The organism is Demequina subtropica, assembly GCF_000971235.1.
In the GTDB taxonomy this organism is placed as follows: domain Bacteria; phylum Actinomycetota; class Actinomycetes; order Actinomycetales; family Demequinaceae; genus Demequina; species Demequina subtropica.
In genome coordinates this window covers 71,744-83,128 of sequence record NZ_BBMB01000003.1, presented here as the reverse complement: position 1 = coordinate 83,128, position 11,385 = coordinate 71,744, and the positions used below count along the sequence as shown (strand labels likewise).

Here is an 11,385-nt window from a genome sequence, read left to right as displayed (position 1 = left end):
GCCTCCCGCGCGGTCAAGGACGATCGAAGGGACTGACCATGCTGCGCACCTTCCGCACCGGAGCCACCGCGGTCGCCATCGCCGCGCTCGCGCTCCTCATCGCGGCGCCCGCCGGGGCGAAGCCGCGTCACACCGAGCCCGCGGGGCCCGTCGACGCGGGGATCTTCGTCGACAAGGTGGAGAACCTTCCCGACGGCTTCATGAAGGGCGTCGACGTGTCCTCGGTCATCGCGCTCGAGGACTCGGGGGTGGTGTTCCGCGACGCCAAGGGCAAGCCGCGCGACCTCTTCCGGGTCCTCGCGGACGCGGGGGTCACCGATGTGAGGATCCGCGTGTGGAACGACCCGTTCGACGCCGAGGGCAACGGCTACGGCGGCGGCACGGTCGATGCGGAGCGCGCCGTGGAGATCGGCAAGCGCGCCACCAAGGCGGGCCTGGGCGTGACGGTCGACTTCCACTACTCGGACTTCTGGGCGGACCCCGGCAAGCAGCACACGCCCAAGGCGTGGGAGGGCTACACGGTCGAGCAGACGGCCGCCGCGGTGGGGGAGTACACCGAGACGACGCTGACGGCGATGCGCAAGGCCAAGGTGGACGTCCGCATGGTCCAGGTGGGCAACGAGACGAACAACGCCGTCGCGGGCGTGAGCGGCTGGGACGGCATGGCGCAGGTCTTCTCGGCGGGCTCCGCCGCGGTGCGCGACGTGTTCCCCGATGCGCTGGTCGCGCTGCACTTCACCAACCCCGAGACCGCGGGCCGCTACGCGGGCTACGCAGCGGCGCTGGACGCGCGGGGAGTCGACTACGACGTGTTCGCCAGCTCGTACTACCCCTTCTGGCACGGCAGCCTCGACAACCTCACGTCGGTGCTGTCCGACGTCGCGGACACCTACGGCAAGCAGGTCGTGGTCGCCGAGACGTCGTGGGCGTACACGCTCGAGGACGGCGACGGCCACCCCAACGTCATCGACCTGCCCTCGGAGGCCACGGCCTACCCCGTGAGCGTGCAGGGGCAGGCGCGCGAGGTCGCCGACGTGATCCAGGCGGTCGCGGACGTGGGCGAGGCCGGCATCGGCGTCTTCTACTGGGAGCCCGCGTGGCTGCCGGTGGGCACCCCTGCGCAGCTGACCCGCAACAAGGTCCTGTGGGAGCGTCACGGCTCGGGCTGGGCGTCGAGCTACGCGGGGGAGTACGACCCGGACGATGCGGGGGTCTGGTACGGCGGCTCCGCGTGGGACAACCAGGCGCTGTTCGACTTCGAGGGCAACCCGCTCGAGTCCCTCAACGTGTTCCGGTACGTCGACACCGGCGCCGTGACGGACCTCGCGATGGAGGCGGTCGAGAACCCGGTGCTGACGTTCGAGGACGGCGACCCCATCGTCATGCCCGAGACCGTCGCGGTGAGCTTCAACGACGGCTCCACGGTGGACGAGGCGGTGACGTGGTCCGGCTCCGAGGCCTTCATCTCGGGCCCCGGGGAGTACAGCGTCTCGGGCACCACCGCGAGCGGGTACGCCTCCGTCGCCTCGGTGACGGTGCTGGCCGAGAACCTGGTGGTCGACGGCGACTTCGAGCAGGGCGACGACATCACGCCGTGGGTGTTCGAGGCCGACCCGTGGCCGTCGACGTTCTGGGTCAAGCACGAGGTCGACTCGCAGAACCTGCGGGGCGAGTGGGCGGTCAACGTGTACGACGCCGCCGCCTACGAGTTCGAGATGAAGCAGGCCATCGGCGGCCTGGAGCCGGGCACGTACCACCTGTCGGCCGCTGCGCACGGCGTCTCGGCGCTGAGCCTCAACCTGTACGCGTGGGCCGGCGACTCCCCGGGCGGGGACGCCGACTTCGCCCTCACCGGCTGGGCCGCGTGGGACGAGCCCGGCTTCGACGTCGAGGTCGGCCCCTCCGGGATCCTCAACATCGGCATCTGGGGCTCGGGCGAGGCCGGGGCCTGGGGCTGGATCGACGACGTCACGCTCGTGCGCGCCGTGGCCTCCGACGTCGACACCGCGGAGCTCGCCGCGCTCGTGGCCCGGGCGGACGCGCTCGACCGCGACGTCTACACGCCCGAGTCGCTCGCGCTGCTCGACTCCGCGCTCGAGGCCGGGCGCAACGTGCTCGCGTCCTCGCGGCCCGACCAGGCGGATGTCGACGAGGTCACGCTCGCGCTCGAGGCCGCGCTCGGCTCCCTCACGCTGCGTGACGACGCGACGCCTCCCGACCCCGTCGTGCGAGCCGTCACCGTCGACGCCGTGCTGGGCGAGCCCATCCCGCTGCCCGCGGAGGTCACGGTGGTGGCCTACGACGGCAGCACCTCGCTCGAGGCGGTCACCTGGTCCGACGCCGTCTCCTGGATCACGTCGCCCGGGCAGTACGAGCTGAGCGGCACCACGGAGGGCGGCTGGGCCGCCGTCGCGACCGTGACGGTCACGGACGGCCCCTTGCTCGCGAACGCGGGGTTCGAGGCGGTGGACGATGCGGGCGCCCCCGACATCGCCCCGTGGGCGTTCGCGGCCGATCCATGGCCCACCACGTTCTGGGTGGTCGCCGACGAATGGAGCGCGGTGGAGGCGCAGGCGGTGAACGTCTGGGACTCGATCCCGTGGGCGTTCTCGGTCTCGCAGGAGGTCGCGCTCCCCGCAGGCACCTATCGGCTCAGCGCGGGCGCGCATGGCGAGGACACGGGCGACGCGGACCTCGCGGTCGACCTGGTCGCGAGAGTCGACGGCGTCGCGCAGTCCGCTCCGTTCACGCTCAGCGGCTGGGGCGCGTGGGACTACCCGGAGCTCACGCTCGAGGTCGCGGACGGTGCCGCGGTGACGGTGGGCGCGGAGGGCACGGGCGGGGTCTCCGACTACGTGTGGCTCGACGACTTCTCGATCACCCCGGTGGCGGTCGCCGTCGACACCACGGGCCTCGCCGCGCTCGTGTCCGAGGCCGAGGGGCTCGACCGCGATGCCTACGACGCCGAGGCGCTCGCCCCGGTGGACCAGGCGCTCGAGGTGGCGCGCATCGTGCTCGCGGCGTCGCGGCCCACGCAGGAGCAGGCCGACGAGGCGACGGCGCTGCTCGAGACCGCGCTCGCCGCCCTGGGCGAGATCCCCGCGGCGTGCACCGTCACCTACCGCACGTCGGCGACCACCGACGGGTTCCGCGCGACGCTGCAGATCCGCAACGCCACGGACACGACGATCCGCGGCTGGTGGCTCGTGTGGGACTTCGCGGGCGACGAGCAGCTGACCTCCGCGGTGCCCGGCGACTACCTCCAGGCGGGAGCGCGCGTGGTGCTCGTCGACTCGAGCCGCACCAACGAGCTCCGGCCCGGTCGCACGGTGACCATCCGGCTGGCGGGGGAGACCGCGACGGGGGCGCTCCCCGTCGACGCGTTCACGCTCAACGGCAAGGAGTGCGCCGTCGGGTCGGGAGGAGCCTTCAGCCCGCGGGGTCGGTGAGGTAGAGCCGCAGCGACAACGCCTCCATGCTCTGCGTCGCGCCCGGCTCGACCAGCCCGTCCGTGCGCTCGTCGAGCGAGTCCCACGCGCTGTCCCACGCGAGGCGCCATGGCGCGCCCTGGTCCTCGGGGATGGTCACGTCGACCGCGTGCGCGTTGCCGTTGATCACCACGAGCGCATCGGCCTGGGCCTCGTCGGACAGCGACCGCATGAACTGGACCACGCGGGTCTCCGGGTCCTCCCACCACTCCTCGTCCTCGTGCGCGCCGTCGTGGCGGAACCACGCCGAGTCGGCACGGAACAGCGCGTCCGTGGGGTTGTGGTCGACACCGTCGTAGAAGCGACCCGGGCGCAGCACCTTGTGCTCGCGCCGCAGCCGCAGGAGCTCGGAGACCGAGGCGCGGAGATCGACCTGCCACTGCTCGTGCTCCCAGTCGAACCACGAGATCTCGTTGTCCTGGCAGTACGCGTTGTTGTTGCCGCCCTGAGAGCGGCCGAACTCGTCGCCGCCCAGGATCATGGGCGTGCCCGCGGAGATCAGCAGGGTGCCCATCATGTTCCGCACCGAGCGGCGGCGCGCGTGCAGGATGTCCGGGTCGTCCGTCGGCCCCTCGACGCCGTGGTTGAACGAGCGGTTGTTGTCGGTGCCGTCGCGGTTGTCCTCGCCGTTCGCCTCGTTGTGCTTGTGGTTGTACGAGGAGAGGTCGATCGCCGTGAAGCCGTCATGCGCGGTGATGAAGTTGACCGACGCGATCGGGCCGCGCATCCCGTAGGGCTCCGAGTGGCCGAAGAGGTCCGAGGACCCGGCGATCCGGGTCGCGAGCTCGGGGGCGGTGGGGTGGTGGCGCTGCCCGGACGATGCGGCGCCCCACTGGAGCCAGAAGGCGCGCGTGTAGTCGCGGAAGCGGTCGTTCCACTCGGACATCGGCTGCGGGAAGTTGCCCACCTGCCAGCCGCCCAGACCGACGTCCCAGGGCTCCGCGATGAGCTTGAGGCCGCCGAGCACGGGGTCCGTGATGAGCCCGACCAGGAACGGGTGGTCGCTCGAGAAGCCTTGCATCGTCCGCCCGAGCGTCGCCGCGAGGTCGAAGCGGAAGCCGTCCACGTGCATCTCGGTGGCCCAGTAGCGCAGCGAGTCGAGCGCCATCTTGGACACGAGCGGGTGGCCGAAGTCGAGCGTGTTGCCGGTGCCCGTGGTGTCGTCGTAGTGCTGCGGCGCATGGACCTGGCTGCGGTAGTAGACGCGGTTGTCGAGGCCCTTCCACGACAGCACGCGGTCCGAGCTCGACCCCTCGCACGTGTGGTTGTAGACCACGTCGAGGATCACCTCGAGCCCGCCCTGGTGCAGCAGGTCGACCATCCCGCAGAACTCGTCCTGCACGGCCTGCGCGCCCGCCGCGCGCGCCGCGTCGGTCGCGTAGCCCGCGTGGGGCGCGAAGAAGCCCAGCGTCGAGTAGCCCCAGTACGAGTCGAGCCCGCTGTGCTCGAGGTGCGGCTCGGGCGCGAACGCGTGCACGGGCAGCAGCTCGACGGCGGTGACGCCGAGCTCGTTGAGGTAGTCGATCGACGCAGGGTGGGCGAGGCCCGCGTAGGTGCCGCGCAGCTCCTCCGGGACGCCCGGCATGGTCTTGGTGAAGCCCTTGACGTGGGTCTCGTAGAGGACGGTCTCCGTCCACGGGACGCGCGGGTGGGGAGTCTGCCACGGGCCCGACGGCTTCTTGGTGACCACCGAGCGCGGCATGAGCGGCGCCGAGTCGGTCGCGTCGCGCGAGCTCAGCAGCGCCCGCGCGCCCGGATCCGTCATCGGCGCCATGCGGCCCTCGATCCCGCGGCCGTAGGGATCGAGCAGCAGCTTCGCGGGGTTGTAGCGGTGCCCCTGCTTGGGGTTCCACGGTCCCGTCGCGCGGAACCCGTAGCGCTGACCCGCCTCGATCCCCGGCACCAGGCCGTGCCAGATGCCGTTGCGCGGGCCGTGCAGGGCGATGCGGGTCTCGGTGCGGTCGTCGTCCGAGAACAGGCACAGGTGCATCGCGGTCGCGTGGGCCGCGTACACCGCGACGGTCGCGCCTCCCTCGACCAGGTGCACGCCCAGGCGATGCGGGTTCGGGGACGGCTCGACTGTCGGGGATGTCATGCTCATATTGTTATCCGACAACTGTGAACGTTCGCAGGACATTCCGTGCGGGGGCCGATCACGCCCCCCGCACGGAACCTCCTCAGCGCAGGCCCGCGCGGTACAGCGCGGCGTAGGCGTACTTCGCCGGCCAGCTGTTCCACCCGCTCGTCCGGTACTTCCCGTGAGCGGAGAACCCGGTGCCCGAGATCTTGCTGCAGACCAGGTCCGCCGGGTTGCACACGGAGATGGTCTTGTTCGACGTGAGGATGCTGGGGGCCTTCACCGCGGAGGTGTAGAGGCCGCCGGTGACGTACTGCGCGGTCTTGTACGGGGTGAGCGCGGAAGCGCCGCTCGTCATGTACTGGAACATGGTCTTGCCGTCGTTCTTGGGGTCGGCGATGAGCCAGACGGCCTTGATCCGGCTCGTCTGCGAGGTCGCTCCCGCCTTCTCCAGCTCGAGCACGGCCTGGTGGACCACCTGGGCGCCCTGGGAGTACCCCATGAGGACGATCTTCGACGAGGGGCACTTGGACACGACCGTCTTGATCCGGCTCTTGAGGTTGGTGACGCCCTGCTTCACGGAGTTGCCGTAGATGGTCGACTTGAAGCCGACCCAGTTCCACCCGCTCGTCGCCGACTCCGCGGCGTAGATGACCGAGAGGTAGCGGACCTTGGCGGTCGGTGCCTCGGTCTTGATCCGCGCGCGGAGGTAGTCCGCGGCGAGCTTGACCTCCTTGCCCATGCCCGCGCCCGGCGTCGCGTAGCCGTCGGGGTCCTGGCCCGAGCCGCGCGCGCCGATGACGACCACGTCCGCGGCGCACGAGTCGATCACCTCCGGGTTCTTCTCGTAGTACACCAGGTTGCCGTCCGTCGTCGCCCCTGCCGGTCCCGCGATCGCCAGCGTGATCGCGACCGCGACCGCAGCGGCGGCCGCCCCCATCCTCGTCCTTCTCATCCTGCGCCTCCCTCAGCGTGCGGCGGGCGCCGCATCGTGGTGGATCCGACGATCGGAGTGGGCAACATCGCAGGAAAGGCCCCACTTATGGGGACAGAGCCGCGTCCCGCTACGCTGTCCCGTATGCGCATCCTGGTGACGGTGAAGTTCGTCCCCGACCTGCAGTCGCAGCGCTCCTTCACGGAAGGAGCGGTGACTCGCACGGGGGACGACGGGACCATGAACGAGCTCGACGAGAACGCGGTCGAGGCCGCCCTCCAGCTCAAGGAGGCCGCGGGCGAGGGTGAGGTCTACGCCCTCACCGTCGGCGGGGACGATGCGGTCGCGGCGGTCCGCAAGGCGCTCCAGCTGGGCGTCGACCACGCGATCCACGTCTCGGACGCAGCGATCGCGGGCTCCGACGTGTTCGGGACCGCGAAGGTGATCGCCGCCGCTGTCCGCAAGGTCCACGACGAGGCGCCGCTCGACCTGGTGGTCACCGGCATGGCGGCGCTCGACGGCCTCACCTCGATGCTCCCGACCGCGCTCGCGGCCGAGCTCGACTGGTCCCAGCTCACGCTCGCCTCGGGCCTCACGGTCGAGGACGGCACCGCGACCATCGTCCGCCACCTGCCCGACGCGCATGAGACGGTGGCCGCGCCGCTGCCGGCCGTGGTCTCCGTCACCGACGAGGCGAACAAGCCGCGCTACCCCAACTTCAAGCTCATCATGGCCGCGCGCAGCAAGCCCGTGACCACGTGGACGCTCGCGGACCTCGGCATCTCCCCGGAGGCCGTCGGCCTGGGCGCCGCGCGCACCGTGGTGGTGGACGCCTCGCCGCGGCCCCCGCGTGAAAACCGCGTCAAGGTGACCGATACCGGCGACGCGGGGACGCAGCTCGCCGACTTCCTGATCGAGAGGGGCCTCGCATGAGCACGGTCGCCGTCCTGGTCGAGACCCGCGGGGGAGAGGCCACCCAGCCGACCCACGAGGCCATCACGCTTGCCCGCACGCTCGGCACCCCCGTCGCCGTCTGGCTCGGCGCCGCGCCCGACCCGGCCCAGAACGCGCGGCTCGGGATCCACGGCGCCGCGGAGGTGCGCGTGGTGCCCGCCGCGGACGATGCGCGCCAGCCCGCGCGTGCCGCGGCGGCGCTCGCGGCGGCCACGGCCGACGCCGACATCGTGCTGATGATCTCGACGTTCGTGAACAAGGAGATCGCGACGCGCCTCGCGCTGCTCACCGGGGCCGGCGTGGTGGTCGACGCCGCCGGGGTGGAGCTGGTCGACGGGCGCGTCGAGACGCTCCAGACGGTGTTCGCGGCGACCTGGAACGTGCGCACCCGTATCGCGGCGGAGAAGGCGATCGTGGCGATCCGGCCCAACACGACGCTCGCGTCGCCCGCCGAGGAGACCGGCGCGGCCACCACCGTCGTGGTCGACGCGGACCTTCCGGAGGTCTCCGAGACGATCGTGGCGATCGAGCCGGTGCCGGCGCCCGAGGGCGTCCCGCTCGCCGAGGCGCCCGTGGTGGTCTCCGGCGGTCGCGGCACCAACGGCGACTACACGCTCGTGCGCGAGCTGGCCGACGTGCTCGGCGGCGCCGTCGGCGCGTCCCGCGACGCGACCGACGAGGGCTGGATCTCGCACGAGCACATGGTGGGCCAGACCGGCACCACCGTGACGCCGGCGCTGTACGTCGCGTGCGGCATCTCGGGAGCGGTGCACCACCGCGGCGGCATGCAGGCCTCGGGCACCATCGTCGCGGTCAACATCGACCCGGACGCCCCGATCTTCGAGATCGCGGACTTCGGCGTGGTGGGCGACCTGGGCGACGTGCTCCCGCAGGCGATCGCGCGCATCCACGAGCACCGCGCAGGCTGAGGCCGGGCGCGGCGTCGAGCCGGCCGGCTACGTCACCGCGTTGAGCAGGTAGCCGGCCGCGACGATGCCTAGCGCCACCACGGCGACGAACATCGCCAAGGTGCGCCGGTCCATCACCTTGCGCAGCATGAGCAGCTCCGGCGCAGACAGCCCTGCGACGGCCATGATCATGGCGATCAGCGTGCCGATCGGCACGCCGGCCGCGGCGAGCGGCGCGACGAGCGGCACCGCGGTCGCCGTGGCGGAGTACAGCGGGATGCCGATGAGGACGGCGGCGGGGACGCCCCACCAGTGCCCGCCGATCTCCGCGACGACGTCGGTCGGGACCCAGCCATGGACCGCGGCGCCGAGCCCGATCGCGAGCAGCACGAACGGCCACAGCTTCCGCAGGGTGGTGCGGGTCTCGGTGACGCCCGCGCGGAGCCGGTCGTCGAACGACGGGCGCCGCTCCGCGGTCGCCAGCGGGAGCATCGTCCTGACGGGGGCCGTCTCCCGTCCGCGGGTCGCCCCGACCAGCACTCCGGCGCCGATGGCGATGGCGAGGCCGAGCACCAGGTAGGCGACGGCGATGCCGATCCCGAGCATCGAGGCGAGCAGCGCGAGGGCGATCTCGTTGACGAGCGGGCTCGCCACCAGGAAGGTCATCCCGACGCCGGCCGGGACGCCCGCCCGCGTGAGCCCCACGTACAGCGGGACGGACGAGCACGAGCAGAACGGCGTGACGGCGCCGAGGCCCGCCGCCACCGCGTGGCCGGCCCCGCGACGACGTCCCGCGAGCATCCGCTGCACCCGGGCGGGCGTGAGCCACGTGCCCAGGAAGCCGACCGCGAACACGATCAAGGCGATGAGCGCGAGGATCTTTCCCGACTCGTACAACGCGAAGTGCACGGCGGTGCCCAGCGCGCTGTCGAGGTCGACGCCGAGCGCCGTGAGCACGCGCGTCCACGCGGGGCCCGCGGCGGAGATGAGGAGGATCGCCCCGAGCGCGCCGGCCGCGACCGCCGCTCGGAGCCTGCGTGGGTCGGAGGGCTCGTCCTGTCCCGCGTCGTCGTCGCAGCAGGACGATGCGGGTGCCGGTGCGGTGGAACAGCAGGTGCCCGTCGGGGTCGAGGGGGAGGGCGTCGCGGCCAGGGCGGCGGGCGGCGCCGGCGGCGGGCAGCACGCCTGGTCGGGTGAAGGGCTCATGAGGGGCTCCCGAGGAAGGTGAGGGGGAGGGCGCGGGCCAGACGCTCCGCGGCGCCGGGCGCGACGCTGTAGTGCACCCAGCGCCCGCGCTTGTCCGACACGAGCAGCCCGGCCTCGCGCAGGGTCTTGAGGTGGTAGCTGAGGAGGTTCATCTTCACGGGGAAGGCCGACTGCAGATCGCACACGCACTGCTCCCCGTTCGCGGCGAGGTAGCGGACGATGCCGTGGCGCAGCGGGTCGGCGACCGCCCCGAGCACCGCGGCGGACTCGGCGGACAGCTCGGGTGCCGCCTCGCGCGTCGTCATTTCGAGATCTATTGCATCAACCACATTCGAAATATAAGCCCGCGCGAAGCGCGACGCAAGGGGTGGCGCCCACCTCCCCCTGACAGCCGCAACGGATCTCGCCGGGACGATGCGGCGTGTCGGTCCGATCCGGGCGCGACACGCCGCGGACCCGGGACCAGGTCCGTTGCGACTGTCAGGCGGGGGAGGGGTCAGCCGAGCAGCGGCGCGCGATCGCCCACGTAGCCGGGACGGCCGACGGCCTCGACCTCGGTGCCCTTCGCCGCGTAGCGCTGCGCGAAGATCAGCGTCGACGGCTGCCCGCGCTCATGGGCGAGGACCATGACGGCGGTCTCGTCCCCCTCCTTGCTGGTGAGGCGGCCGTCCCACACGATCGCGAGGCGTTCGGCGGTGCTCGACTGCGCCTTGGCGCGCGCGGCCTTGACCGCGGCCTGCGCGCCCACGCCGGTGAAGGTGGTGATGGTGCGGTCGCCGGTGCCGCTCTCCTGGACGAGCGCGACCGCGAGGCCCTCGGGCGTGGTGAGGGAGCGCATGCCATGCTCCATCACGGCGAACACGAGCGCGTGGAGGGCGTCGCCCCCGGGGATTCCGGCCATCGGTCAGTCCTTCCTGTCGATGCTGAGGGAGAGATCCTCCCACCGATCCACCTCGGCGCCGAGCCGCGCGAGCTTCGCCCGGGTCTGGGTCACCGCGTGCTGGCCGCAGATGAGGTGCAACGGCGGCTCGGGCTCGTCCGCGAGGCGCAGCATCGCCTCGGCGGCGGCTGCCGGCGAGCCGGGCTGGTTGCCGGGAAGCGCATGGATGCGGTCCCAGAACGGGCGCATCACGTCCTCGTAGTCGGGCAGGATCTCCTCGTTCTTGGCGCCGCTCGGGATCCAGAGGGTGCGGATCGGGCCCGGCTCGAGGAGCGTGACGCGGATGCCCAGGTGCGCCACCTCCGCGCTGAGCGCCTCCATGAACCCGGAGATCGCGAACTTCGACGCGCAGTAGTAGCCGAGCCCCGCGGAGCCGCGCACGCCCGCGATCGACGAGACGGTGAAGATGTGGCCCGATCGCTGCTCGCGCAGGTGGGGCAGCAGCGCGGTGGTGACCTTGGCTGCGCCCCAGAAGTTGGCGTCCATCACCTCATGCGCGTCCTCGGCGCCCGACTCCTCGATGGTCGAGAAGAACCCGATGCCGGCGTTGTTGACCAGCACGTCGACGCGGCCGAAGCGGGCGAGGGCCGCGTCCACGGCGGCGTCCACGGCCGCATCGTCCCTCACCTCGAGGGGGAGGGCGAGGACCGTCTCGGGGAAGCGTGCCACCAGGTCGTCGAGCGTCGCGGGGCGCCGCGCGGTGGCGACCACCCGATGTCCCGCCTCCGCGGCCCTCTCCGCGGTCGCGCGGCCGATGCCGGTCGAGCAGCCGGTGACGAACCAGACGGCCATGGGGGCTCCTTCGCTGTCGGGGGACTCCTGCCACGCTAGCGCGGAAAGGTCCCGGGCCGCGGCTGGCGCCGGCCCGACCGTCCACC

At 72.2% G+C, this 11,385-nt stretch carries 9 protein-coding genes; 3 read left to right on the top strand and 6 right to left on the bottom strand.

Going from position 1 to position 11,385, the window contains the following annotated elements; genetic code table 11:
• Positions 1–38 precede the first annotated feature (38 nt).
• A complete protein-coding gene (locus tag AOM06_RS15155; protein WP_062302478.1) occupies positions 39–3,449 on the top strand; it encodes a glycosyl hydrolase 53 family protein in 3,411 nt (1,136 codons plus the stop codon).
• On the opposite strand, the gene glgX is transcribed toward AOM06_RS15155, so the two are convergent.
• Positions 3,430–5,583, bottom strand: a complete 2,154-nt coding sequence (gene glgX / locus AOM06_RS02885) for a glycogen debranching protein GlgX (protein ID WP_062302474.1) — start codon at positions 5,581–5,583, stop codon at positions 3,430–3,432. The genes AOM06_RS15155 and glgX overlap by 20 nt on opposite strands.
• An 82-nt stretch (positions 5,584–5,665) precedes the next feature.
• Complete coding sequence (locus AOM06_RS02880) at positions 5,666–6,520, bottom strand: cutinase family protein (RefSeq protein ID WP_082105256.1); 855 nt, start codon at positions 6,518–6,520, stop codon at positions 5,666–5,668.
• A gap of 123 nt (positions 6,521–6,643) precedes the next feature.
• Here AOM06_RS02880 and AOM06_RS02875 point away from each other — a divergent pair, with 123 nt between their 5' ends.
• A complete protein-coding gene (locus AOM06_RS02875; protein WP_062302469.1) occupies positions 6,644–7,432 on the top strand; it encodes an electron transfer flavoprotein subunit beta/FixA family protein in 789 nt (262 codons plus the stop codon).
• Positions 7,429–8,382 carry an electron transfer flavoprotein subunit alpha/FixB family protein gene (locus tag AOM06_RS02870; protein ID WP_062302466.1) on the top strand — a complete coding sequence of 318 codons (954 nt, stop codon included), beginning with the start codon at positions 7,429–7,431 and terminating at the stop codon, positions 8,380–8,382. Before AOM06_RS02875 ends, AOM06_RS02870 begins: the two co-directional genes overlap by 4 nt.
• A 27-nt stretch (positions 8,383–8,409) precedes the next feature.
• On the opposite strand, the gene AOM06_RS02865 is transcribed toward AOM06_RS02870, so the two are convergent.
• The 4 genes from AOM06_RS02865 to AOM06_RS02850 all read right to left on the bottom strand — a co-directional run bounded on the left by AOM06_RS02865 (position 8,410) and on the right by AOM06_RS02850 (position 11,299).
• Positions 8,410–9,567 (bottom strand): permease, encoded by a 1,158-nt coding sequence (locus AOM06_RS02865; protein ID WP_062302463.1) that lies wholly within the window; start codon positions 9,565–9,567, stop codon positions 8,410–8,412.
• A complete protein-coding gene (locus AOM06_RS02860; protein ID WP_062302459.1) occupies positions 9,564–9,872 on the bottom strand; it encodes an ArsR/SmtB family transcription factor in 309 nt (102 codons plus the stop codon). Before AOM06_RS02860 ends, AOM06_RS02865 begins: the two co-directional genes overlap by 4 nt.
• Positions 9,873–10,063: 191 nt before the next feature.
• Complete coding sequence (locus tag AOM06_RS02855; protein WP_062302456.1) at positions 10,064–10,468, bottom strand: hypothetical protein; 405 nt, start codon at positions 10,466–10,468, stop codon at positions 10,064–10,066.
• 3 nt (positions 10,469–10,471) lie between these two features.
• A complete protein-coding gene (locus tag AOM06_RS02850) occupies positions 10,472–11,299 on the bottom strand; it encodes an oxidoreductase (RefSeq protein WP_062302453.1) in 828 nt (275 codons plus the stop codon).
• Positions 11,300–11,385 lie beyond the last annotated feature (86 nt).